Below are 26,841 nucleotides of genomic sequence, written 5' to 3'. Positions count from 1 at the left end.
CTATGAAAGGGTTAAACTCCATTATCTTTAATTACTTTTTGATACCAATAGAAGCTATCTTTTTTAATTCGATTAAGTGTTTTTAAGTCATGATCATCTCGATCAACATAAACAAAGCCATAACGTTTTTTAAATCCTTGATGAGAACTTAATAAATCAATAACTGACCATGGGCAATAACCAAATAACTCAACACCATCTTCAATCGCATCATGACAAGCTGAAATATGAGCTTTAATATAATCAATGCGGTAATCATCATGCACTTTATTATCTGTTGTTAATTCGTCTGGTGTACCTAAGCCATTTTCAGTGATGATTAGGGGTAAGCGGTATTGTCGATAATATTCATTTAGGACTAAACGTAAACCCATTGGATCAATTTGCGCACCGTAAGTGCTTGCTGTTAAATTCGGGTTTTTTTCAATTTTAAAGTAACCATACAGATCAAAATCGATATCATTATGTTTAGTGCCAAATGGATGCTTTGCGTCTTCCGGTAAATAGCTTGCGACTAATGTTCGATAGTAATTTACCGCAATAAAATCCGGTTTAGCTTGTTTTAATATTTCGGCATCTTCTGGTTGTGTAATAGGGTAGATACCACAACGTTGCAAATAATGTTTATAGTATCCCGGATAATCTCCAAAACAGTACATTTCTAGGGCATAATTAGTTTTAAAATTATCATTCATTTTAGCTGCCCAAACATCCATTGGTTTATTACTTGCAGGATAAGTCATGGTGGATGATACCGCTGGTCCTACTTTGCTTCCAGCAATTAGTTCATGACAATCATTTGTTGCCATCGCATGCGCAACAAACATGTGATAATCCATTTGAGCTCTCACTTTTTCAGCATCGGCTGGTGCGACTTTATACATGTTCATTCGTTCGTTAACACGAATCATCAAATTTTGTTCATTATTGATTTGCCAATGTTTTACCCGATCACCAAATGCTTTATAGCAGATCTGAGCATAGCGTCTAAACGCATCGACACAACGACGGTCTTGCCAACCATTATATTTATCAACTAATGCAAAAGGTAAATCAAAATGATAAAGGGTAATAAATGGAATGATATCGTTTTTGATTAATTCGTTAATTACTCGATTATAAAAATCGATCCCAGCTTGATTTATTTCACCATCGCCATCAGGAATAATACGTGCCCAAGATATGGAAAAACGATAAGTTTTAAGTCCAAGCTCTTTAAACAACGCAATATCACTCTCTACATGGTGATAAAAATCACTGGCAACTTTGCTATCGGCTTGCACTGCTGAACGTTGAAATGAATTATAATCAGCAACGGTCATTCCCTTACCATCGGCATCCCATCCACCTTCAATTTGAAATGCAGAAGAGGATGCACCCCACCAAAAATCCTTAGCAAATGTTTTCATATTTTTACCTCTAAACTTGAATAAATAATAATTGGTCTTGATAATTAACGTCGATATCTTTGGTGTAGTCGACATTTTTATATTGTTCTGAATTAACGACAATTATTGATGTTGTTAAATCGTATTGTTGTTGCTTAATCTTATCGATGTCAAAGGATACAATTTTAGTTCCTTGTTTAATGTGTTGCCCCACTTCAACATAAGATTGAAAATATTTGCCTTGCAGTTTTACCGTATCGATACCAATATGTATTAATAGCTCTAATCCATTATCTAATTTTAAACCAATAGCATGTAAAGTGGGATAAAGTACTGTAACTGTGCAATCTGCTGGTGCAATGACTTCACCAATTTCTGGAGATATAGCGACACCTTTACCCATCGCGCCAGATGCAAACACTTCATCTTTAACTTCACTAAGCGCAATAACATGCCCTTTAATAGGGGAGGTAATAGTTTGATCGGAAAGTAATAAATCTGGGCTATGCGTTTGGTTTGATGTAGAATTTTCCTCACTGGGTAGATCTTGAAATCCAACAATCATCGTTAAAATGCATGAACCGAAAAAGGCAAAAGATATGCCAATTAAATAGCATAAAAATGCAGTTGTACCGGCTTCAGCGTAAACGGGAATAGTTAAAACCCCTTGATTGGCAAAAGCAGTACCATACGATCCTCCCCAGCCCATTAGTCCACCCGCGATAGCGCCACAAATAACCGCACAAATCATCGGCTTTTTTAATCTTAAATTCGCACCATAAATTGCGGGCTCAGTAATACCAAATAAAGCGGTAATGGTTGCCGATGCCGCAACTGTTTTTAAATTTTTATTTTTGGTTTTGAAAAATACACCTAATGCCGCGCCAGCTTGTGAAAAGTTTGCCGCTCCAGCGAAAGCAAGTAAGTTCTGGCGTCCAGTTTGCGCTACGTCATTAATGCCGATTGGTACAATTGCTCGATGCGCACCAAAGATGACTAATATACACCATACACCACCGATAAATGCCCCTAATAAAATAGGACTAACACCCATAATGTAGTAATAGATCCAGTTTATAAATTCGCCAATGTAGATACCAATAGGACCGAAAATAAGTAATGTAGCTGGTATCATAATCAGTAATGAAAAGGTTGGTACCATGATAATTTTCAATACTTCAGGGATGATAAATTCTAAAAATCTTTGTACGTAACTTAAAATAAATATGGCTAAAATAATTGGAATAACGCTAGAAGTATAACTTGCTTTGGTTAATTCAATAGTAAACAGCGTAACTTCAGTTTTACTTGCCATTAAATTGACAATTGATGGATAGCATAACGTTGCACCAATTATCATCGATATAAATTCGTGGGCTTTAAATACTTTAGCCGCAGTATAGCCTAGTATTATTGGCATGAAGTAGAAAACTGCATCTGATGCAGCATGTAAAATCGTGTAGGTGTTATAAGTTTTTATATCAGTTTGATAGTAATAATTACCAATCATAACAGCAATTGCTAAAATCCCTTTTAACATACCGGATGCGGCAATTGCCGGAATCACGGGCGTAAAAATAGCAGCAAAAGCGTTAAGAATTTTTACGCCAATTGATACTTTAGGGGGCGTTTGTTCGCTGGTCTCTAATTTTCCGAGCAATGGCATGATTTCTTGATAAATTTTGGTGACTTTATTTCCTAGTACCACTTGATATTGTCCACTGCTTTCTACAACCGAAATAACGCCCTCTGTTTGTAATAATTTTTCACGATTAGCTTTGTTGCTATCAACTAATTGAAACCTTAAACGAGTAAAGCAATGCGTTAAGCTAATAACATTAGCTTTACCGCCAACTAATTGTAAAATTTGTTGTGCAATTGTTTGATAATCCATTATTTTCTCCATTACATTACAGAATGGTTACACACTGATAAAAACTAAAACCCGCCAAATAAGGTATAGGGAATATCGGTTATAAAAATTTATAGAAGATATTTTCTGCTAATTTGTAAAATTATTTTTATCGTTGTTTGACTTACTTCAAGCTAACATAGTTTAAAAATTTAGACAAGATGGATTTGTTTGTTGCTAAATATCTAATTTAGATATATTTTTACATAAAGTAATTATAAGCAATAAAATGTTGTTCAAATGAAAGTGGCAAAAAAAAGATCGTATTTGTTGTTGTGTATTGTGTTTTTTTTCTGGTATGCACAATATATTTATATTCCTTATCAAACCCCTTATTTAGCTGCAATCCATATGACGACCAATTTTATTGGTATGGTGGTTAGCGCCTATGGTGTTTCACAGTTATTTTTACGCATACCTGTTGGATTATTAGCCAATGTTAAAGAAAAGCATAAGATATTTATCGTATTAGGATCGTTTTTAGCTGGATTTGCTTCAATTATTCGTCTTATACAACCTACTGGTTGGGGATTTTTGATTGGTAATATTATTTCGGGATTTGCCAGCGCCATGTGGATTTCATTTATGGTGTTGTTTATGGGGTTTTATCCTAAATCGAAAAAAAGTTATGCCACTAGCTTAATTATTATGGTGAATAATCTTGGTATTTTTTTAGCATTTTTATCAAGTACCTTGCTATTTGAATATTTTGGGATGCAATTTATCTGTTTACTCAGTTGTTTAAGCGGATTTATTGCTTTTATCTTAGCTATCAGACTGAAATACCCTGAAAGAATTCATCACAATTTTGATTATCATAATTTGTTTAACGTGTTTTTTGATCGTAAATTACTGTTTTTTTCTTTGTTGGCTTTAATTCAGCAAGGGATACAAATGTCGACAACTATGTCATTTACTAATCAGATATTAAGTGGATTAGGTGCTAGTTCAAGCTTAATTGGTTTATCTTCAATAAGTTATATGTTGGCATCAGTCTTGTTTGGTAAAGTAGGGGCAAGTAACTTGGTTAATAAATTGAGTATATCTACTTGGATTATCCTGTCTTTTATGTTGCTGGCGTTGTATTGCATTTTGATACCGAAAGTTTCATCACCTTATGCCATTTTATTACTACAAGTTATTCCTGGAATGGGCACAGGAATATTATTTTCTTTTCTAACTTTTGAAGCAACATCTACTATTCCAGCTTATGCGCGCTCGGCGGCGATGGGTTTATTTCAAGCGATTTACGCGTTGGGTATGACATTGTTTCCTGTTATTGTTGGATACGTGAGTTTACGATATTCAATGAGTCTCGCTTATTTTATTTTAGCTATTATGGCTATTTTAGGGGCTGTTTTGTATGGGATTTATCATTTAAAAAGAAATAAAAAACAGGATTGATGTTTTTGGTTACCGCCTTGATATATATGAATTTAACCACAAATGACGTGAATGTTATAAGTTAAAGTAATATAACACCATTTTGCATAGGGTTAAGTTAATCAAAGCCAATCAATAACCTTAATACGGTCAATCCATCTGATTATTGTTATACAGATGAATTAGTACTGTGATAAGAACCAAGTAATGGCGATAAGATCAGCTGAGCCACCAGGACTTAAATTGCGTTTTATTAACTCGTTATCAAGCTTATTTAAATTTTGTTGACCATGAGTATGAATCACACCGCCTTGTAAAATCAGTTTTTTAGCTTGTTGTTGGACAAAGGCCAATCCATCAAGTCCCCCTCTTGCAACCAAATTGGTATCTTGGTTAAATGCGAGCAGATATAACAAGGTTTGTAATAAGCAAGTTTCTTCATCGTAGCCACTTTGCTGCATATTTTTTAAAATAGGGAGTGAAATATTTTTAACTGTTGCGTAACCTGACTCCGCTTCTCCCCGTGCACCAGAAAGGTTGTGGAGTTTATACAGCTTTTCACCAATTGAATAAGATGGATTATTTTGTTTTAATTCCTTATTGACGATACCTTGGCATATTATTGATACTTGCTCGCAAATTGTTTGCATTTGACATGCTAAGCCGAGCTGTTCGAGTTTGCCTATAGCACCAAGTATTAAACCGAAAGCAAATATACCACCTTTATGAGTATTGATTTGATTGGTCGCATTAAACATAGCTTGTTCACATTGTATGCCTATGGGTCTAATACCGTTTAAAAATACAGTGGGTTCTAGATAGGCTGCTTGTTTACCATATTGATAGAACTGTTCAAACCAAGTTGAAATAGCTGAAATGCTTTGGATAAATGTTTGAAAATCCATATCACGGTGTGCGCCATTATTGTTCATATCAACTAGCCCTGGTTTAGGTGATAAGCAAATTTCCTTAATTAATGCCTTAATAGCTAGTTGCGCAGGTAAACTAAAGTTTTTATGGTTGATGAGTTGCGATTCTAATAATGTCACTTGCTGTGAATATTTACTCATTATTGTCTAATACCTATCAAACGGTTACTGTATTTTGGTTGTATTAACGAGATGCTTAGGTTGTGCTAAGTTGATCTCGTATTCGGGGTAACTTAATGTATTTTAAGTCTATTATTTAAAGCTCTGTAATAGGTGTTAACCATTTATACTAAAATCGGCGGATTGCACGCCTATTTCATCCACCTAATGATTTAGTAACTAGATGGATTTATTATTACGACTAAAAATCACCATGTGAATGTGGCACAATCACTTCTCGAGTGCCGTTATGACTTGGTGCACTAATGATGCCTTCAATCTCCATTTGTTCAACTATTCGCGCTGCTCGGTTATAACCAATTCTAAATTTTCGTTGCACACTAGAGATAGAAGCCCTGCGCGTTTCAACCACGAACTCTACAACTTGATCAAATAGCGGATCGAGATCTTCATCAATATTGTCAGCATGACTGCTATCATTATCCTCAGTTGATACCGTCACATTTTCAATATATTTTGGTTTGCCGCGAGCTTTCCAGTCTTGCACAACTGCATGAACTTCTTCATCACGGACAAAAGCACCATGTACACGAATAGGAATCGAACTATTCGGCGCTAAATACAGCATGTCCCCCATGCCAAGTAGTGATTCGGCGCCCATTTGATCTAAAATAGTACGTGAGTCGATTTTACTTGATACAGTAAAAGCAATACGGGTTGGTATGTTGGCTTTGATTAAACCAGTGATAACATCAACCGATGGACGCTGGGTGGCTAACACTAGGTGAATACCCGCAGCTCTTGCTTTTTGGGCTAGGCGTGCAATTAATTCTTCCACTTTTTTACCAACAGCCATAATTAAATCAGCAAATTCATCGACCATAACCACAATGTAAGGCAATTTTTCCAATGTTGGCATGTTAAGATCCATGCTATCAGTAGGTTTCCAAAGTGGGTCAGGAATAGGTCTACCCATCTCTTCTGCCTGTTTTATTTTTTCATTATAGCCGGCAATGTTGCGGACACCTAAAGCTGACATTAATCGGTAACGTCTTTCCATTTCGTTTACACACCAATTAAGTGCGTTCGCCGCATCTTTCATGTCGGTAACTACTTGCGTTAATAAGTGCGGTATACCTTCATAAATAGAGAGTTCAAGCATTTTAGGGTCGATCATAATGAACCTGACATCTTCAGGTTGTGATTTGTATAAGATGCTTAAAATCATGGCATTAACACCCACAGACTTACCAGAGCCTGTGGTGCCTGCGACTAATAAATGTGGCATCTTAGCCAAATCTGCAACAACCGATTGCCCTGAAATATCTTTTCCTAATACGATAGTCAATGGTGATTGTGCATTGCGAAATTGTGGGCTGTCTAATACTTCTCTAAAGTAGACAGTCTGCCTATTTTTATTAGGTAACTCGATACCGACATAAGGTTTACCCGGAATAACTTCTACAACTCGCACTGAAGGCATTGATAGTGAACGAGCAAGATCGCGATCAAGTGTTGATATTCGGGCAGCTTTAATACCGGGAGCTAGTTCAATTTCAAAGCGGGTGATCACAGGTCCTGGCATATAATCAACAACTTTGGCTTTAACACGATAGTCGGCTAAACTTTTTTCAATCAGTTCAGACATTGCATTTAATGCAGCATGATCGACTTCGATTCGAGTTGTTGGCGGTGCAGTTAATAAATCCAATGACGGTAGTGGCGTTGTTGGTTTTGGTAGTGGTTTATCATCTCGTCTTAATAATGGGTGAATTAAACTATCGTTTTCATCATCAATGGTAATTGGGTTATTGTGACTTTGTTCAACATCTGTATCGTCTAGATAGATGTCATCAATAACAGGGTTTTCATTTTTTAACGATTCAAGATCAACATCTTCGGGGATGTGTCTTTCAATCTCGGCTGTAGGATGTTCAATCTGAATTTCGGGTTCTTGATGTGTTGGTTGCTCATCGTCTTGAGTCGATGATTCTGGTTCGTTCGATATAAATTGGTTTGGAGCGATTGCATCGTTCGCTGAGGTAGATTCGTTATTATTTAACGTAAATAACGGTTTACTAGGCGCATCTGAAATGGTGTATTTATTTTCATCAAAAGGCTGCACTTTTTCTGAGTCTTTTGTTGTTTGGTTTGCTGTTGCTTGTAAATTATTGGCTAAATTTGATTGTGGCAACGTAGTATTAGTTTGATCTTGTGAAAGCGCTAACTTTCGTTCATTCATATTTTTTATAATCACTTCCATACGCGCTAAAATATCGTTTGGATCCAGATCTTTTTTAGGCTCATCATTAACTGGTGTGCTAGATAAATCAGGTTGATTGTTAGTCGTTTGCTCAAGCGACTGTAACAATTGCTCTGCTGTTTGGATTAATGCTTCATCATCCTTATTGAGTGTTATAGGATTGTTTTGTTCAAGCTGATTAGTGTCATCTAAATGACTAATCACTTTTTCTTCATTGGCTGTTATAGATAAAGGTTGCTCTGTATCTAAATTGACTTTATTGCTCTCTAATGGAATAACAACAGGCTGCTCTTTTGTTTGCGTTGTTAGTGCAATGTCTTTATCCCGCTGTTTGGTAACAGTGTGAGTGCTTGCACTGGCTTTATGTGATGAAAATAACCAGGTAATCGGCGTTAAAAGCAGCATGACTAATGCCCCAAGTTTTTCCATCAATAGTAACCATGATAATCCCGTTAATAGGGTTATACAGGCAAGGCTAACAATGAGTAATATAATCGATGCTGTAAAGCCATTCATTATAGGTAATAGGCTTTCGATAACAATTGAACCTAGGTATCCTCCAGCTTGGAATTGTTCTGCATCACGAATATTTAAAGTGAAAAAACCAGTACTACTAAAGATAAATGCTAAAATACCAATAATTCTGAATGATAAACTAAAATAGTTGATAGGTGCATTAGCGTGACGATAAAAATAGATCACTAATTGCAAACTAAAAAATAGCGCAAAAAAAGGAACGCTGTAAGCAATAAAGCCTAAAAATTGGAATAGTATATCCGATGCATATGCACCAATATAGCCGCAATAATTGCTGATAGGGGTATGCCAAGCAGTGCGTGACCAGCCGGGATCTGATGCATTGTAAGAAAATAGTGATAAAAATAAGCAGGCAGATAACGCTATTATTATTAATAAAATGAATTGGCTAAATATCTGTCTTCTGGTTGTTTTTGGCTTTTTCAAGTACGTACCTAAAAACGATTGCAATTAAAATTGTTGGCATTTTATCATAAATTACTTTTGCTCACAGAGTGAATAAAATATAAAACGTAATTTATTGTGACTGTGAGCGATTAATTGCCATTAGATTTTTATTAAACCTTTGTCCATTTTTGACATAATTTTGGGCATTTTTAATATTTGCTGCAATTTCGGCTTCGGTAAGTTGCCGAATTATTTTCGCTGGTGATCCCATAATTAAGCAGCCTTCTTGATAAGGTAAACTATGAGTAACTAAAGAATTAGCACCGACCAGACAGTTTTTAGCAATTTTGGCATGATTTAAAATAGTACTTCCCATTCCGATTAAGACATTGTCTTCAATTGTGCAGCTGTGAAGAATCACATTATGACCAATCGTGACATTTTCACCAACAATACACGGTATGTTAGTCTCAATATGTACGGTACAATTATCTTGAATGTTGCTGTTTTTGCCAATATGAATACTTGCAATATCACCTCGTAAAACGGCGTTAAACCAGATGGATACTCCTTGTTCTAGAGTCACATTACCAATGATATCAGCCGATTCGGCAATAAAACAATCTGGGTGAATTTGTGGGCATAAATCATCTAATTGATAAATCATGGTTATTTCCTTTTAATATTTTTGACACTCAAAAATAAGCCAACCGCGAGAAAATTACACAGTACCATAGAACCGATCATTAACCACTCTGTGGTATTATCATTAATTGGTGTTATCGTTTTATGAATCGAGACTAGCATTGATAATGATATACCAATTGCTCCAGCTATGGCGAATCGAATCGTACCAGCAAGTGACGATGCTGTACCGGCAATATGCGGATAGAAGTCTAATACCACAGCCATACTATTACCGCCAACTGTTGACATGCATCCAATGTAACCTGCAATACACACGACTAAATAGATAAATCCAAAATTAAATAATGTTCCAATTAAAAGCCCTATCGCCATGATAAATTGGATTAACAGCCCTAATTGCATCATTTTGATAGAACCAACAAGTTTAACAAAGCGGCTATTTAAGGTATTCATCAATACCATTACCATAATATTAAGTGCAAAATAGTAACCAAAATTGGTGGATGCAACGCCATGTAAGTTCATGTAAACAAAAGGCCCTAAACTTAAAAATGAAAATAATCCAGCACCAGCAAATGCGCCTATTAGCATGTAAGTTAAGGCTTGGCGATGTCGAAATAGTGTAATGAAATTACTTAATATTCGAATGATACTAAATTTATCACGTTTAGCTTTGGCAAGTGTTTCTGGAATATAACTTACCACCAAGCCAAAGCAAATGATTGCCATTAGGCAAATGGTATAAAAGTTTGCTTGCCAATTAAACCAATACAAAATAAAACCACCAATGATCGGCGCTAATAATGGTGCTACGTTAGAGATTAACATCACAAAGGACATCATTTTTGAAAACTCATCACGGTCACGATAGATATCTTTCATTAAAGCATTAATCACTATTGTGGTTGCAGCAGCTGCAATCCCATGGAAAAAACGTGCAGTTATCAATTGATTAATATTGCCAGCAATAGCACAACCAAAGGCGGCAAAAACAAAAATAATCAGACCAATAATAAGAATATTTCGCCGGCCATAACTGTCTGTAAGTGGTCCAAATAAAAGTTGGCCAAAGGAAAACCCTAATAAATAACAGCTAATTGTAAGTTGAACGGTTGCATCAGCTACATTAAAGTCGTGAGCAATTGTTGGCATACTCGGTAAATACATATCAATGGATAAAGGCATTAACATAGATAGCAATCCAAGGATAAAGATCAGTGCTTTTTTAGAAATTTTAAATTCTACTTGCGTATTTGAGTTTTGCACGTTTGGGTTCCTATAAAATTCTTCAACTAAAAGTGCATGATGATGTGGCAACATAATCGATAATACCGTTAATTATGACTTAACGGTGTTTATTGACTTTAAGAGACAATCATTTATTCACTTTTATTATTACGATAAAATTTGAAGCTAACTAAAAGAGTTGATTTCTTCTTCAGTAAGTGGACGGTATTCGCCCTCAGGAATATCTAACATAATGTTGCCAATTTGTTTTCGATGTAACTGAACAACATGATTATTAACTGCGGCAAACATACGTTTAACTTGATGGTATCGACCTTCACTAATGGTTAGCTCTGCGTGATATGGGTCAATAATATTTAGTTTAGACGGCTTTGTGAGTGACTTCTCACTTTTTAGTTGAATGCCTTTGGCAAATATATCGATGAGTTCGATGCTTAGGGGGTGTTCAACCGTGACTTGATAGACTTTTTCACAATGATGTTTGGGTGAAGTAATACGATGTGACCACTTACCATCGTCTGTTAATAGTACTAAACCTGTTGTATCAAGATCCAATCTGCCGGCTGCGTGCAACTTTTCAGACATTGGTTCATCGATAAAATATAGAATAGTTGGATGATCGGGATCATCGGTTGAGCAAACATAACCTTGTGGTTTATTGAGCATAAAATAACGATGTTCGGTGATTGGCACAATTTCGAAGCCATCGTACTCAACCACTTGTGTAGGTGATAATTGGTAGGCGCCTGATTTTATTATGTCGCCATCAACAGTCACTTTTTGTGCTCTAAGTTCTTTATTCACGATTGTTCTGCTTATACCTAAGTGATGAGCTAGAAATTTATCTAATCGCATAATCTGGGTAATCTTCCTCTGTTTTAAAAAGGTGTATAAATATCAAAACGGTGATTTTTAGTTTTAATTTCGGCTGTTGGTTTTTGCTCGGCTAAAAATGGCGCATAATCAGGTCGTTTAACGACTACGCGTTTTTTAGCTAATCGTCTAGCTGGTTCAAGTAAACTATCTGAATCTAAGTCACTACCCACTAACTGTTGAAAAATGCGCATCTCTTTTTTGACTAATGCACTTTTTTGTCGATGTGGAAACATTGGATCAAGATAAACCACATCGGGTTTTTCGTGCAATGACAATAGACCTGTTTGGCTTGAATTATAAATCAGGTTTAACCGTTGCTGTAACCAATTGCCTATTATTGGATCTTGGTAACCTCGCTGTAAACCATCAGCTAATAATGCAGCCACAACGGGATGCCTTTCAAACATAGTGACATGACAACCGATTGCTGCTAATACAAATGCATCACGACCAAGTCCAGCTGTTGCATCTACTACTGTTGGTAAATACTCACCTTTTACGCCTACTGCTTTGGCAATGGCTTCACCACGCCCACCACCAAACTGACGACGATGAGCCATTGTGCCAGATACAAAATCTACTGTTACAGCCCCGAGTTTTGGTTCGTCGGTTTTTTGTAATACGAGTTGAGCGGTATCAGTCACTAAAGCAAAGGGAACAGTGGGATGCGTGGATAACCACTGCTCAGCTAATAATTTTAGCTGAGCTGGATTAGAACTAGTGGATACCATAGTGACGAAGTAGTGCCTCAAGTTGCGGTTCACGTCCACGGAAATTTTTAAATAATGTCATAGGTTCATCACTGCCACCTTGTGACAAAATATTGTCCAAAAATGCATTACCGGTTTTAGCATTAAAAATGCCTTCTTCTTCGAAGCGTGAAAAAGCATCGGCTGATAACACTTCGGCCCATAAATAACTGTAATAACCAGCGGCATATCCGCCTGCAAAAATATGACTAAAAGCGTGAGGGAATCGCCCCCATTCAACCGTTGGTACGACAGCAACTTGTTTTCTAACCTCCGCCAAAGTGGTTAAGATATCAGGCGTTTTCTGGCTATGAAGTTTAAAATCAAATAAACCGAACTCTAATTGACGTAATATAAATAATGCAGCTTGATAGTTTTTCGCATCGAGCATTTTTTCTAGCATTTCTGGCGGTAAAGGCTCACCGGTTTGATAGTGTCCTGAAATGAAGGCCAACGCTTCGGGTTGCCAACACCAGTTTTCTAAAAATTGACTTGGTAATTCAACCGCATCCCAAGCTACACCATTGATACCTGCAACTGATGATACGTCAATTTCGGTTAACATATGATGCAAGCCATGACCAAATTCGTGAAATAGGGTGGTTACTTCGTCATGAGTAAATAACGCGGGTTTATCACCGATTGGTCGATTAAAGTTACAAGTTAAATAAGCAACGGGTTTTTGTATGTGACCATCTGCAAAACGCATGCGACCAATACAATCATCCATCCATGCACCACCACGTTTATGTTCACGAGCATACAAATCAAGATAAAAACTGCCTTTTAGTTCACCATTGGCATTAAATAAATCATAAAATTTGACTTCAGGGTGCCACACTTCAACGCCAAGCCGTTCTTTAGCGGTAATCCCAAAAATACGATGGACGACTTCAAATAAGCCATTTATCACTCGTTGTTCAGGAAAATAAGGTCGGAGTTCTTCGTTATTAATGGTATAAAGGTATTGTTTTTGTTTTTCACTGTAATAGGCAATATCCCAAGGTTTGATATCGCTGGCACCAAAAAATTCATAGGCGTAGCGTTTCAAATCCGCTAATTCTTTTTCACCTTGTGGTTTAGCTTTATTGGCTAAATCAGTCAAAAACTCAGTAACTTGATGGACTGATTGCGCCATTTTAGTGGCTAGAGATTTGTCAGCATAAGTATCAAAACCAAGTAATTTAGCGAGTTCATCTCTTAATGTTAAAATCTGCTCGATGATTTGTGTATTATCCCATTTACCTGCATTTGGTCCTTGATCTGAAGCCCGCGTATTATAAGCTTGATAGAGCTCAAAACGTAACTCACGGTTATCACAATAAGTCATAACTGGTTGGTAACTTGGAATATCTAAAGTAATTAACCAGCCGTCTTGTCCTTTTGATTTGGCTTGTTCTTTTGCCGCGGCAAGCGCACTTTCAGGCATACCAGACAACTGTTTTTCATCTGTTATTAGTTTTGTCCAGCCCATCGTTGCATCTAATACATTGTTGCTATATTGTGAGGATAATTCTGATAATTTGGCAACAATTTCACCATAGCGTTTTTGTTTATCATCAGCTAAGCCTATTCCCGACAATTCAAAATCACGCAGTGCATTGTCGATCACTTTTTTCTGTGCTTTACTTAAAGTATTGTAATTTTCGCTTTGTTTTAGTTGCTTATAAGCTTGATATAAAGGTTTATGTTGTCCAACCCATGTGCTGTATTCTGATAATAATGGTAAACATGCTTCATAAGCTTTACGTAATTCAGGGCTATTTTTTACAGAATTAAGGTGGCTGACCGGTGACCAAACTCGTCCAAATTTTTCATCCATTTCATCAATGGGTTGAATTAAGTTGTCCCAAGTATACTCACTATTTTGTTTTAGCACTGTTTCAATTGTGTTGCGACAATTATTTAGGGCCTGCTGTACAGCAGGTAGAACGTGCTCAGGCTTGATTTGAGAAAATAGCGGTAATGGAGCATTGGTTAATAATGGATTGGTCATGTTGCGATACCTTTCTACAAAGATTTTGTTTAGTGATTAAACATTATGTGCGGGTAAAAAAACGCAAGTCAAGTATTTTGTGTTAAGGAATAGTTTATAATCCCATTAATTTGCGTTCACGTTGCCATTCTGTTGGTGTATAGGTTTTGATAGATAATGCATGGATACGGTTATCATTAATAAATTCGGCTAAAGGTGCATAAATTAATTGTTGTTTTTTGACTCGGCTCAAATCTGCAAATAGTTCACTGACTGCAATAACCTGAAAATGACTACCATCGTCAGTCATAACATATACATTGTCAAGGTTAAGAGAACTATTTAATTTGTCTATAATTTGTTGTTTGTCCATGATTGTAACTCAGTATGAATATTCTAACTTTATATTAAGTTGTTTAAGCTAATATTTATGTTTGGTAATAACACAATATGAATTAAGCCATAATAACTGGCTGTAAGTCATACAGTGCAATTAAAGTTTGTAATTGTGGATTAATGCCCATTAATTTGGTTTGATATTTAGTACAAAAATAAACTAATGTTGCTAGTCCAGAAGAGTCAACTCGAGTTAACTGAGCAACATCAATAGTTGTAACGCCATTTAAAATACTATGCTGAGTTGACCATATTTCATTAAGGGAGTGAGCATCTAGCTCACCCTTTAAATATAAGACATTATCTTGTTTGTCTGCTTTGATTCGCGACATCATAGGTTAGCCTTTTGGTTTAGCATTAGGATCAATTTTACGATTTGAAAGATCAGTTAATTGCTTAGTTAATGCATCAATACCATCTTGACGTAATATAGTCGACCACTCATTTTGTTTAGTGGTAATCATACTTACACCTTCAGCAATTAAGTCGTATGCCTTCCATTCCCCTGTGACAGTGTTTTTACGCCATTGAAAATCAATACGTAATGGTTGCTGGCTTTTATCTGGTTGGATTAATAATACGCGAATTGAAACTAAGCTTTTACCTGTTAGGTCTTTTGCTGCTTCAACTTGATAAGTTTGACCGTTGTACATAGATAGCGCTTGGGCAAAAGCTTGAACTAAGTAGTTTTCAAATGCATCGAAATAAGCAGTACGTTGCGCCTCAGAAGCACTTTTGTAGTAATTACCTAAAATTAACGCACCAGCATATTTAACTTGCACATAAGGTAATAAATCAGTTCTAACTATTTCCTTCAATTTATTCGGATTGGTCTTGATTGTAGCTGATTGAGATTTAATGGTATTAAAAATCTTATCTGCTGCAACTTGCATATCTTTGTATGGGTCGTTATCAGCAAGCGCAAATGTGCTGAATGCTAATGCGAATACGAAAAAAATTGCTTGTTTAAATCTGATTAACATAATTACTCCTTACTTTCATTGGTATCTGGTGTAGTTTGTTTTTTGTCCTTATCTGAAGAACCACCTGCACTATAAAGGAATTGCCCAATTAAATCCTCTATAACCATAGCCGGTTTTGTATTGTTAATAACTAGGCCTTCTTGAAAATAAGCAGGCTTATTATCTTTTGCTATTGGTGTACTACTAGGAATATCGGCGTCTAATGCATCTAGATCATGTTCAAGGTTTTGGTCCAGTCCGAAATTGATATCAATAAACTGTTCGCCTAATAAACCAGAGGTTTTAATCGATAATGCGCTTGAGCTAGGAATTTTATCATATTGTGCATCAATATCTATTGCCACATAAGGTTTATACACATCATTTTCAGATGATTGTAATGTGATGTTATTGACCCGACCAATTACAACTCCACCTATTTTGATTGGTGAACGTGCTTTTAATCCACCAATATTATCAAATACAGCATAAACACGATAAGTGTTATGACTGCTAAATGATGTGGGGTCAGTCACTCTAAAGCATAAAAATAGTACTGAAAGAATAACCAGCACCATAAATAATCCAACGGTAATTTCGACTTTACGACTCATGTTTAATGACCTCAATTACTAAACATTAATGCGGTTAGGATAAAATCTAACCCCAAAATAACTAATGATGAATAGACAACGGTGTTTGTTGTTGCCCGGCTAATTCCTTCAGACGTTGGTACACAATCGTAACCATTAAATAGTGCAATCCAAGTACTGGCGATTGCAAAGGCGAAGCTTTTAATAAAACAATTGCCTAAATCGTGCCACCAATCAACATTACTTTGAATGGATGACCAAAAAAAGCCAGCGTCAATTCCTTTCCAGTCTACACCAACTAAAACACCACCCAAAATGCCAACAGTGACAAAAATAGCCGTTAAAAAAGGCATACTAAAAAAGCCCGCCCAAAAGCGTGGTGCAATGATTCGTCGTAGCGGATCGATTGCCATCATTTCCATGCTTGATAACTGTTCTGTGGCTTTCATAAGACCTATTTCAGCTGTTAAGGCAGAACCCGCACGACCTGCAAATAATAAGCCAGCAACGACTGGACCAAGCTCTCTAAGTAGGGCAAGCGCAACCATCATTCCTAAACTTGCTTCAGCACCAAAGGTGGTTAAAATAAAGTAACCTTGAAGAGCAAGTACCATACCGATGAAAAGACCTGATACGATAATAATAGTCAGTGATTGTACACCGACAAAATAAAATTGTTTGATAAGTAAGGGGAATTGTTTACCAAATTGTGGTCGGCCAATCAGTGCGCCAAATAGCATCATTCCCGAACGCCCAACCATTGCAATGGTATTAATGGTTGCTTGTCCAAGTTTTGCAAGTAAATTCAACATTATTTTATACCTCTGCTTAGGTCTAATTTATAATCATCAGCAGGATAATGAAATGGAACCGGACCATCAGCCAGTCCTTCCAGAAATTGTTTTACACGCAAATCATCATTATTGCGTAATTCTTCAGATGTACCACCAGCAATAATATGTTGTTCTGCAACAATATAAGCATAATCAGCAATACTTAGTACTTCATTCACATCGTGGCTAACAACAATACAGGTTAATCCAAGTGATTGGTTAATTTCAGATATAAGTTTAACTATGACGCCCATAGATATGGGGTCTTGCCCTGCAAATGGTTCGTCAAACATAATGAGATCTGGATCAAGTGCTATTGCTCTGGCTAAAGCTGCCCGCCGTGCCATACCGCCAGATAATTCTGAAGGCATCATCTGCGCTGCACCGCGTAAACCAACGGACTGTAATTTCATTAACACTAAATTGTGCAATATGGGCTCTGGTAGATTAAGGTGCTCACGAAGAGGATAAGCCACATTATCAAAGACTGATAAATCAGTAAACAATGCCCCAGATTGGAATAACATACTCATGCGTTTACGAACTTCATATAGTCTTGAACGGGACATGCTAGGTATGTCTTCACCATCAAATAAAATTTTTCCCGCTTGAGGTTTAAGTTGACCACCAATTAGGCGAAGCAGTGTTGTTTTACCTATTCCAGATGGCCCCATAATGGCAGTTACTTTGCCTTTAGGTACATTTAAATTCATATTTTTGTAAATCGGCCTGCTACCTCGATAAAAAGACATATCGTGTATTTCGACCAAATTCTGTTGTAATGTGTTCGTCACATCGATTTCCTACACTACCATAATGAAAGTTGAGCTTATTTTACTTGATATTTGCGAATAATGAAATCTATTAAATAGATTAGCCAATTATTGGCGAATTTTAGTAGATAAGAGTAACTAATTAAAAATTAATAGAAAAATTTTCATAATTAAGTGGTTTATCGACAGGTAATCATTAAAATTCAATAGAGTAAACGTTTTGTGAATAATTATAAATGAGGGCCGTAACCCTCATCTTTTGATTCTAAAGTCATTACTTGTGATAATTGGTTACGTTAGTTATTCATGTCTTGCTTTTCGTGCTAAATAATTACCAAGACTTTGTACGAGTTGCACAGTGATGATCAATATCACAACTGTAATAATGACAACAGTTGTATCAAAGCGTTGATAACCATAGGATATAGCTAAATCTCCGATCCCGCCAGCCCCAACTGCACCAGCCATAGCTGTTGCGCTAATTAAGCCTATTGTTGCAGTGGTAAGGGTTAAAATTAAAGAGCTAAAAGCTTCGGGCAACATAAAATGCCAAATAATTTGTAACGGTGTTGCTCCCATAGACTCAGCTGCTTCTATAATGCCACTATTGACTTCTAGGAGTGAATTTTCCACTAATCGTGCAATATAAGGCGCGACGTATACTGTTAGGGGTACAATTGCTGCTGCTGTGCCGATCGAACTGCCTACAATGAGTTTTGTAAAAGGTAAGATCGCTACTAATAAAATAATAAACGGTAAAGAGCGTAGCAGATTAATTATTGGGTTGATGATCCGATATACTTTACGACTTTCTAATAATCCTGATGGTCGTGTGGTGACTAAACAGATACCTAGAGGAATACCCAGTAACGAACCTAGTACCAAAGCAAAAAACACCATTATTAAGGTTTCGTACGACGCTTGAATAAATTGTTCAGCGGTTAGTGTAGTGGCAAAATAAGAACTTAAGTAATTGATAATATTATTTAAGGTTTCCATTTAATTCCTCTCCCATTGTTTAATCTCGGTGACTTGTACACCACACTGACGTAGATATAGTACTGATTCTTCAATATCATTGTTGTTGCCTTTTAATTGAACAAACATACTGCCAAGTACTGTTTTTTCAATTTCAGACATATGGGCAAACAAAATGTTGACGACTACTTTTTGCTTTAATATCAGCGAATTGATAACAGGCTCTGAGGCTGATCTTCCTAAAAATTCGAGTTTGAATAATTGGATATTATCTTTATCACCTTCTATTTCAATTAAGTTTTCGACAACACCAGTTGGGATCTGGTCATTAATCACGGAACTGACAAAGTTTTGAGTAGTATGATGCTTTGGATGACCAAATACGTCCAGTACATTACCATGCTCAACAATCTGACCTTTTTCCATTACCGCGACTTTATGACAAATTTGCTCAATCACATGCATTTCATGAGTAATAAGTACTACAGTGATCTTATATTTTTCATTGATTTTTTTGATTAAATCTAAAATTGATTGTGTTGTTTGTGGATCAAGCGCTGAAGTCGCTTCATCACAAAGTAAAATATCAGGGTCATTCGCCAATGCACGGGCAATACCAATGCGCTGTTTTTGCCCGCCAGAAAGCTCTTTAGGATAGCTATTGGCTTTATCACTTAATCCCACAAATTCTAATAGCTCATAAACTTTTTGTTTTATTGTTTGCTTATCTTTTTTAATTAAAATTAGAGGAATAGCGATATTTTCAAATACAGTTTTAGATTCAAGTAAATTAAAATGTTGAAAAATCATGCCAATTTTTTGTCTTACATGACGTAAGTCAGCATTTGATAGTTGATTTAGTTGTTGATCTTGGACAATTACATTTCCTGTTGTCGGTTTTTCAAGAAAGTTAATTAAGCGAACTAAGGTACTTTTTCCCGCTCCACTATAGCCAATAATGCCATAGATATCACCTTTATCAATGGTTAAATTAATATTGTGCAGCGCCTGAGTGGTGATGCCGTTTCGCTCATATTGCTTAGAGACATTTTCGAATTTAATCATTATTTAATACCTGTTGATTGGTGTTCTAATTCAATTAATGCTTGCTTAGCAAGTATATATAAATAATTTACAGCTGGCATTATCATGTCTATGTTGATTTCAAATTTTGGATGATGAAGCGCATAAGAGCTTTGTGATCCAAGATTGATAAACGCACCCGGTACTTGATGTAGATAGTGGGCAAAATCTTCACCACCTAGTTGCGGTTTAAAATCGATTACTTCGTAATTCATTTGCTTGGCGATGGACTGAGTAAATTCAACCCATTTGTCATCGTTAATGACAGAAGGTGGTCCATCAAACCATCTTAATTCAGCTTTTGCGCCCATGGCAATCGCGATGTTTTCAATAATACTTTGTAGCTGTTGTTTTACTTTTGCCCTCACTTGTGGCGTTAAAGTTCGCACAGTGCCTTCCATTTCTACTGTTTCGGGGATGACATTCCAAGTGTTACCACCTTGAAATTTAGTGATGCTAACAATAACTGCATCAAGCCCACTTATTGTACGGCTAGAGATTGTTTGAATGGCACTAACAATTTGAGCCCCTATCACTATGGGATCGATTCCCGATTCTGGTCTTGCCGCATGGGCCCCAACCCCTTTTATTGTGATTTCAATGCGATCAACATTGGCCGAAAAAGGGCCAGCACGCGATGCCATCTGATTGATGGCTAAATTGGGATTATTATGGAGCCCCAATATTGCATCAACCCCTTTCAACGCACCAATATCTATAAATTGTAATGCGCCGCTAAAGTTTTCTTCTGCGGGTTGAAATAATAAGCGAATCGTACCTTTTAACTCTTGTTCGTGTTGTTTAAGCAAGTAAGCTGCGCCCATTAGAATTGACGTATGTACATCGTGCCCACAAGCATGCATGACATCGGGCGTTTGAGATTTATAATTGCAGGCTGTTTGTTCATTAATGGGTAATGCATCAATATCTGCACGTAATGCGAGCACTGGTGAACCTGAGCCTATTTCAGCTATGACGCCTGTTTTTGCTCCAAGTTCTAAAATTCGAATATGCGCTTTTTGTAAATAAGATCTAATTGTTTTAGTTGTTTCATATTCTTGATTAGAAAGCTCGGGATGTTGATGTAATTTTCTAAAAAGCTGATGAATACTGTCTGCAATTGATTCACTCATGGTATATCCAACAAATAATTATAGATAGTATTAACGTAGCATAGCTTGATTTAGCCACCTAATAATCGTTTTTTATATCTTATTCCAAAAAGTTATAAGATAGAATAACTTGGAATAAATGAACTATTTTTTCTATGCTAGAGTATGGTTAAGTTACATAGCTTATTGGGGATAGTTAATATGAAGCATCGTTTTACAAAATTGCATAAAAATATTTTAGTTTTATCGATATTAAGTTTTCTGTTTTTACTAACAGCTTGTGATAATTCTTCAAAGCAAGCCAATAATCAAACTAAAAAAGAGATTAGTATGGGGGTATCACCCGGGCCTTATAACGAATTATTTAAAGACGCGGTAAAACCCATACTTGAGTCTGAAGGTTATAAGGTGAAATTGGTTAGCTTTCCACATTTACTTGAGTCAGATGTCGCTTTAAGTGAGGGCAGTATTGATTTGACCGTGGCACAGCACACCGCTTATATGAATGTGTTTAATACCCAACGTAAGGCTAACTTGAAACCCGTTTTACATGTGCCATCTGTACCCGCTGCGATATTTTCAAACAAATATAATTCGTTACAGCAGGTGTTTAAAGGTGCGAAAGTTGCAATTCCACAAGATGCATCTAATGCTGCTCGTTCGTATAATTTGCTTGAAAAAGCTGGTTGGATAAAGTTAAAACCGAATACCAATCCTATTATTGTAAGTAAAAATGATATTGAGCAAAATATTGCCGGCATCAATATTATCGAGATGGATTCGGCTAATATTCCTCGCGTGATGAATGATTTAGATTTTGCCGTTATTCCTGGAAGCATTGTTTACTCAGCGAATATTGATCCGAATAAAGCATTACTGTTAGAAACGATAATTCCAGATCTAGAAATTATGGTGGTCGTTAATGCGGGCAATGAAAATAGTCAATGGGCCCAAGATGTGAAACGTATTTATCAATCTCAACAGTTTAAAGATTATATGCAAGCGCACAACCAAAACGGTTATTGGGTGATGCCACAAGAGTAGTTTAATCGCTTATTTTAACAAGCTCAGTTTGTTACGAGCTTGTTAATATCTTGGCATGTTTTTGTCAACCATTAATGCCCAAGCATCTATACCTCCAGTCAAATTATAGAGATAATCAGTATCAAAGCCATTTTCAGCCAAATAATTTGCGACATTTAAACTTCTTACGCCATGATGACAATAAATCACAATATCTATTTCATCAGGGATTTTATCTAAATAAAGCGGGATCAGATTCATTGGAATGTGCATTGCTCCCTCAATTTTGCAGAAATTGACTTCGCTAGGTTCGCGCACGTCAAGTAGAACCAGTTTGTGTTGTTGTTTTAGTTTTTGATCAAGCTCAATAGCAGTGATGGGCTTTATTGGTATCATATTAAAAACTCTAAAAAATGTTGTTAACAAGTTTAAGCTAAATACTTTTTTTGAAAAAAAAACAGCACTATTTATTACAAGTTATCATCCTATTAATGATTAATAGGATGATAATAATCATTTAAGCGGCTAATGCTTTACTGATTTTTTCATAGAGATCTTTAGATAGATGTTCTATTTTTAGTAACGCATTGAGTGCTTGTCGCATTTGCTCTTGTCGTTTTTCATCATAACGTTTTAAACGAATAAGTGGATCGATTAAACGTGCTGCAACTTGCGGATTTTTCTGATTTAATTCTGTCAAAATTTCAACCAAAAATTGATAACCACTGCCATCTTGTGCATGGAAGGCAACAGGATTGTTATTGACAAATGCACCGATTAAAGAGCGAATGCGATTTGGGTTAGTTAGCGAAAATGAACGGTGATTTAATAGTTTTTTAACCGTCGCTAGTACTTGCTTATCAGGGCTTGTGGCATTTAAAGCTAACCACTTATCCATCACAAGTCCATCTTGATGCCATTTATTATCAAAATCAGTTAGTAGATCTTTTTGGCAATTAAGTTGAGCTTTAACAGCCGTTGTTAATGCAGCAAATGCATCTGTCATGTTATCTGCATGATAATATTGCTCGCTAACTAGATGTGTTACTTGTGACTTATCATCAGCGTAAGCAAGTAGTGTTAAACACGCATTTTTTAATGAGCGTTTTGCAATATCAGCATGAATAATTTGATATTGTGTTGTTTTATTATGTTGATAAACCGCCTGTAATTCATCATAAAGTTCATTTGCAAAACAGGTTAATAGAAAGTGGCGCACTTCATAAATAGCCATTGGATCAACAACAGCAAAAAGATTAGCTATTTCATTTTCTGAAGGTAAAGTTAATATTTGGGCGATAAGAGCAGGATCGGTTGATTCTGATAATAACACTGCTCTAAAGGCATCTAACACTGTTTGCGGTAAGGCTAGATCCTTTTTATGTTGGTAATTATCAACATTACTACGTATATATTTTGCTAAAAGCATCTGTGCAGCATCGTAGCGACTAAATGCATTGGTTGCATGTTGCATTAAGAAAATGAGTTCATCATCTTGATAATGATATGTTAATTTAACTGGCGCTGAAAAATCACGTAGCAATGAAATAATCGGTTTTTCATCTATATGATCAAAAACAAATTGCTGTTTAGTCTGGGTAAGATTTAATACATGGTTAATCGATTTACCTTGTGATTGCAACGCAATGACATCACCATTGCGTCGATACAGTTCAATATCAACTGGGATATGTAACGCTTGTTTTTGCTGTTGATCTTGGGTTGCAGGCGTATGTTGCTCAATTGTTAAAGTATAGTGTTGACTTGTTTTATCATAACTATCAGTAACGGTGAGCTCTGGGGTACCTGATTGACTATACCATAATTTAAATTGGGTTAAATCAATGCCTGAGGCATCTTGCATAGCTGCAACAAAATCATCGCAGGTAGCCGCACTGCCATCGTGACGTTTGAAATAGAGCTTCATGCCAGCTTGGAATTTTTCTTCGCCTAATAGTGTATGCATCATACGAATAACTTCTGCCCCTTTTTCATAAACGGTAACAGTATAGAAATTATTCATTTCAATAACTTGTTCAGGACGAATAGGGTGAGACATTGGGCTTGCATCTTCAGCAAATTGTACTGTGCGCATAATTTTAACATCATTGATTCGCTTAACCGCTCTTGATCCCATATCAGAACTAAATTCTTGATCACGAAAAACTGTTAAACCTTCTTTCAAACTGAGTTGAAACCAATCCCGACAGGTAACACGGTTGCCTGTCCAGTTATGAAAATATTCGTGACCAATAACGCCTTCAATTCCTAAGTAATCATCATCAGTGGCTGTTTCGGGTTTAGCTAGTACATATTTTGAATTGAAAATATTAAGCCCTTTGTTTTCCATTGCCCCCATGTTGAAAAAATCGACGGCAACAATCATAAAAATATCTAAGTCATATTCTAAGCCAAAACGGGTTTCGTCCCAGCGCATCGCATTTTTTAAGCTGGTCATGGCCCATTTTGCACGATCTAAATTACCTTTATCGACATAAATTTCTAGTTCAACGTTACGTTTTGATTGAGTGATAAAATGATCTTTTAAAATATCAAAATCACCTGCAACTAAGGCAAATAGATAAGCCGGTTTTGGAAACGGGTCTTGCCACTGTACCCAATGACGATCGTTGTCAAGTTCACCTTGAGCAATGCGATTACCATTAGAAAGTAAATAAGGATATTGTTTTTTATTGGCCGTAATTCGAGTTGAAAATCTGGCTAACACATCGGGTCTATCTAAATAGTAAGTAATGTGACGAAATCCTTCAGCTTCACATTGTGTACAAAGTGCATCTCCTGAAATATATAGTCCTTCAAGCGCGGTGTTATTAATCGGTCTGATTTCGTTAACAATGGTTAAGGTAAATTCAGATGGAACATTTTTAATGATTAATCCTGTTGTTGTAATTTGATAATCAGTCCAAGGTTGTTCATCAATATTTACTGAAACCAACTTAAGTTCTTCACCATCTAAAATTAAATTGTCAGCGTGAAGATTTTTTTTGATAACATGACTACGGGCGATAACTGTGGTTATTTCTGCCGCTAAATCAAAATCAAGGTCGATGTCAGTAATTGTAAAGTCGGGTGTTTTATAATCTAAGCGATGTTTAGCTGTAGGTTGTAATTCAAGTGTTTGGCTATTCATTGTTATTAAGACCTTTTCGTATTTGCTTAATTTGTTAGCTGTGTTGTTTTTATTATAGCTGATTAAAAATAATCTGACTTAGATAATTAAGCTATATCTTCATTATTATTCTGCTATAATCTTGAGAATTTCATTTAGAGTATTAACAATAAGTTCACATGTTACCAGCTATAATTACATCAATTTTAGATACTGATGCTTATAAGTTGCATATGCAGCAAGCCGTTTTTCATCGTTACCCTGATGTTACTGTTGTTGCCGAGTTCCGTTGTCGAAGTGATGATTTACTAGGAAAATATGTTGATGAAATTAGGCATCAAGTTAAATTAATGGAATCGCTAGCACTTTCTGATGATGAGTTTACTTATTTGTCGGGCATCTCTTTTTTTAAAACTGATTATTTAAATTGGCTTAGAAATTGGCGCTTTGATAGCCATTTATTGACGATAAATAATGAAGATGGGGCGTTAGTCATTCGCATTGAAGGAAAATGGTTAGATGTTATTTTGTGGGAAGTGCCGTTATTAGCTGTAATTAGTGAAATAGTACATAAAGATCGCTCACCAAATATTGGAGTACCGGAAGCATTAAACCGACTCAAGCAAAAATTGGCAAAGTTTGCAGATCAAACAGCTAATATTGATATGTCCGGTTTTAATTTAATGGATTTTGGTACTCGTAGGCGTTATTCCTTTGCTGTACAAGAAGCTGTTGTGAGTTATCTAAAATCACACTTTGATAATTTTCATAGTACTAGTAATTATTTATTGGCTTATCGTTTAGGATTAACACCGGTCGGCACTCAGGCTCATGAATGGTTTCAAGCTCATCAACGCTTAAGTTCAAACTTACAAGATTGCCAAAAAACAGCTTTGCAAGTGTGGTTAGACGAATACCCAAAAGATTTAGGTGTTGCGTTAACCGATTGCATTACAATGGATGCCTTTTTACGGGATTTTGATTATTATTTTGCCTCTCATTATCAAGGACTTCGTCATGATTCTGGCGATCCCATCGAATGGGGCGAAAAAGCGATCAGCCATTATCAAGCACTAGGTATTGATCCTAAAACTAAACTATTAGTCTTTTCTGATAGTTTAAATTTTGATAAAGCGCTCAATATTTATAAACACTTTAATCATCGAGTACAACTATCGTTTGGTGTAGGCGGTTTTTTAGCGTGTGATATTCCATCAGACGATGTAAATACTAAAGCGTTAAATATTGTCTTAAAATTAACCGAATGTAATAACCAATCGGTTGCTAAGTTATCTGATAGTCCAGGTAAAACGATATCGCAAGATTTAGCTTTTATTGATGAGTTAAAGCGTACATTTAGTGTCAAACATTAATAATAATTGATGCTTTAAATATTATTAATATGACAAAATCAACATGAGTATTATGGATGATATTTGCTTAATATTGCTTGATTACACGATGATTGTAATTTCAAGGTAAATCATCCTGAGATACTTAAATATTATTTGATAAACTACTATAGAGATGGATAATTAAAATG

22 protein-coding genes and 2 pseudogenes are annotated in these 26,841 nt (G+C 36.0%); 3 read left to right on the top strand and 21 right to left on the bottom strand.

Annotated elements, in window-relative coordinates; translation table 11 throughout:
* Positions 1–11: 11 nt before the first annotated feature.
* Both A9G03_RS07885 and A9G03_RS07880 read right to left on the bottom strand, forming a co-directional pair.
* Positions 12–1,409, bottom strand: coding sequence for a glycoside hydrolase family 1 protein (locus A9G03_RS07885; RefSeq protein WP_065798871.1), 1,398 nt, complete (start codon positions 1,407–1,409; stop codon positions 12–14).
* Between the two features lie 10 nt (positions 1,410–1,419).
* On the bottom strand, positions 1,420–3,282 hold the full coding sequence (locus A9G03_RS07880) for a beta-glucoside-specific PTS transporter subunit IIABC (RefSeq protein ID WP_065798870.1): 1,863 nt from the start codon (positions 3,280–3,282) through the stop codon (positions 1,420–1,422).
* A gap of 258 nt (positions 3,283–3,540) precedes the next feature.
* On the opposite strand from A9G03_RS07880, the gene A9G03_RS07875 reads away from it, so the two are divergent.
* A complete protein-coding gene (locus tag A9G03_RS07875; protein ID WP_065798869.1) occupies positions 3,541–4,704 on the top strand; it encodes an MFS transporter in 1,164 nt (387 codons plus the stop codon).
* Positions 4,705–4,865: 161 nt separating this feature from the next.
* On the opposite strand, the gene citG is transcribed toward A9G03_RS07875, so the two are convergent.
* The 17 genes and pseudogenes from citG to A9G03_RS07795 form a co-directional block, all read right to left on the bottom strand.
* A complete protein-coding gene (citG, locus tag A9G03_RS07870) occupies positions 4,866–5,753 on the bottom strand; it encodes a triphosphoribosyl-dephospho-CoA synthase CitG (protein ID WP_065798868.1) in 888 nt (295 codons plus the stop codon).
* A gap of 220 nt (positions 5,754–5,973) precedes the next feature.
* A pseudogene (locus tag A9G03_RS12730) lies at positions 5,974–7,518 on the bottom strand (DNA translocase FtsK); the annotation flags it as partial.
* Positions 7,519–8,421: 903 nt separating this feature from the next.
* Positions 8,422–8,958, bottom strand: a pseudogene (locus A9G03_RS12725) (DNA translocase FtsK 4TM domain-containing protein); the annotation flags it as partial.
* A gap of 91 nt (positions 8,959–9,049) precedes the next feature.
* Positions 9,050–9,586, bottom strand: coding sequence for a gamma carbonic anhydrase family protein (locus tag A9G03_RS07860; protein ID WP_065798867.1), 537 nt, complete (start codon positions 9,584–9,586; stop codon positions 9,050–9,052).
* Positions 9,587–9,588: 2 nt separating this feature from the next.
* Complete coding sequence (locus A9G03_RS07855) at positions 9,589–10,887, bottom strand: Bcr/CflA family multidrug efflux MFS transporter (RefSeq protein ID WP_065798866.1); 1,299 nt, start codon at positions 10,885–10,887, stop codon at positions 9,589–9,591.
* A gap of 93 nt (positions 10,888–10,980) precedes the next feature.
* On the bottom strand, positions 10,981–11,670 hold the full coding sequence (rsuA, locus tag A9G03_RS07850) for a 16S rRNA pseudouridine(516) synthase RsuA (RefSeq protein ID WP_065798865.1): 690 nt from the start codon (positions 11,668–11,670) through the stop codon (positions 10,981–10,983).
* 23 nt (positions 11,671–11,693) lie between these two features.
* Positions 11,694–12,422, bottom strand: a complete 729-nt coding sequence (locus tag A9G03_RS07845; protein WP_065634757.1) for a class I SAM-dependent methyltransferase — start codon at positions 12,420–12,422, stop codon at positions 11,694–11,696.
* Positions 12,409–14,436 (bottom strand): oligopeptidase A, encoded by a 2,028-nt coding sequence (gene prlC, locus A9G03_RS07840; RefSeq protein WP_065798864.1) that lies wholly within the window; start codon positions 14,434–14,436, stop codon positions 12,409–12,411. Before prlC ends, A9G03_RS07845 begins: the two co-directional genes overlap by 14 nt.
* A 94-nt stretch (positions 14,437–14,530) precedes the next feature.
* On the bottom strand, positions 14,531–14,788 hold the full coding sequence (locus tag A9G03_RS07835; protein ID WP_065634759.1) for a BolA family protein: 258 nt from the start codon (positions 14,786–14,788) through the stop codon (positions 14,531–14,533).
* Positions 14,789–14,870: 82 nt separating this feature from the next.
* Positions 14,871–15,146 (bottom strand): STAS domain-containing protein, encoded by a 276-nt coding sequence (locus A9G03_RS07830; protein WP_065634760.1) that lies wholly within the window; start codon positions 15,144–15,146, stop codon positions 14,871–14,873.
* A 3-nt stretch (positions 15,147–15,149) separates the two neighbouring features.
* Positions 15,150–15,794: a phospholipid-binding protein MlaC gene (gene mlaC, locus A9G03_RS07825; protein WP_065634761.1), complete on the bottom strand. Its 645-nt coding sequence runs from the start codon at positions 15,792–15,794 to the stop codon at positions 15,150–15,152.
* Positions 15,795–15,796: 2 nt separating this feature from the next.
* Positions 15,797–16,387, bottom strand: coding sequence for an outer membrane lipid asymmetry maintenance protein MlaD (gene mlaD, locus A9G03_RS07820; protein ID WP_065634762.1), 591 nt, complete (start codon positions 16,385–16,387; stop codon positions 15,797–15,799).
* An 11-nt stretch (positions 16,388–16,398) separates the two neighbouring features.
* Entirely contained in the window at positions 16,399–17,178 is a 780-nt protein-coding gene (gene mlaE, locus A9G03_RS07815) for a lipid asymmetry maintenance ABC transporter permease subunit MlaE (protein WP_218056897.1), read from the bottom strand.
* Positions 17,178–17,993 (bottom strand): phospholipid ABC transporter ATP-binding protein MlaF, encoded by an 816-nt coding sequence (gene mlaF, locus A9G03_RS07810; protein ID WP_218056898.1) that lies wholly within the window; start codon positions 17,991–17,993, stop codon positions 17,178–17,180. Before mlaF ends, mlaE begins: the two co-directional genes overlap by 1 nt.
* 279 nt (positions 17,994–18,272) lie before the next feature.
* A complete protein-coding gene (locus A9G03_RS07805) occupies positions 18,273–18,971 on the bottom strand; it encodes a methionine ABC transporter permease (protein WP_065634764.1) in 699 nt (232 codons plus the stop codon).
* The gene (locus tag A9G03_RS07800) at positions 18,972–20,015 is read right to left on the bottom strand and encodes a methionine ABC transporter ATP-binding protein (protein WP_065634765.1); all 1,044 of its coding nucleotides are present in this window, start codon (positions 20,013–20,015) and stop codon (positions 18,972–18,974) included.
* Positions 20,015–21,166 carry an amidohydrolase gene (locus A9G03_RS07795; RefSeq protein ID WP_065798863.1) on the bottom strand — a complete coding sequence of 384 codons (1,152 nt, stop codon included), beginning with the start codon at positions 21,164–21,166 and terminating at the stop codon, positions 20,015–20,017. The genes A9G03_RS07800 and A9G03_RS07795 overlap by 1 nt, the downstream gene beginning before the upstream one ends.
* Before the next feature lie 180 nt (positions 21,167–21,346).
* On the opposite strand from A9G03_RS07795, the gene A9G03_RS07790 reads away from it, so the two are divergent.
* Positions 21,347–22,189, top strand: a complete 843-nt coding sequence (locus tag A9G03_RS07790) for a MetQ/NlpA family ABC transporter substrate-binding protein (RefSeq protein WP_065798862.1) — start codon at positions 21,347–21,349, stop codon at positions 22,187–22,189.
* Positions 22,190–22,231: 42 nt separating this feature from the next.
* Here the strand turns inward: A9G03_RS07790 and A9G03_RS07785 are convergent, their stop codons facing one another.
* Together A9G03_RS07785 and pepN are read right to left on the bottom strand one after the other, a co-directional pair.
* A complete protein-coding gene (locus A9G03_RS07785; RefSeq protein WP_143425832.1) occupies positions 22,232–22,564 on the bottom strand; it encodes a rhodanese-like domain-containing protein in 333 nt (110 codons plus the stop codon).
* A gap of 121 nt (positions 22,565–22,685) precedes the next feature.
* A complete protein-coding gene (gene pepN, locus A9G03_RS07780) occupies positions 22,686–25,319 on the bottom strand; it encodes an aminopeptidase N (RefSeq protein WP_065798861.1) in 2,634 nt (877 codons plus the stop codon).
* A 158-nt stretch (positions 25,320–25,477) separates the two neighbouring features.
* On the opposite strand from pepN, the gene pncB reads away from it, so the two are divergent.
* Complete coding sequence (gene pncB / locus A9G03_RS07775; protein ID WP_065798860.1) at positions 25,478–26,671, top strand: nicotinate phosphoribosyltransferase; 1,194 nt, start codon at positions 25,478–25,480, stop codon at positions 26,669–26,671.
* The last annotated feature ends 170 nt before the right edge of the window (positions 26,672–26,841 follow it).

The organism is Gilliamella sp. wkB171 (assembly GCF_001693755.1).
Classification (GTDB): domain Bacteria; phylum Pseudomonadota; class Gammaproteobacteria; order Enterobacterales; family Orbaceae; genus Gilliamella; species Gilliamella apicola_F.
Note: the sequence above shows the minus strand (reverse complement) of the source record. Positions and strands in the feature narration are given on the sequence as shown.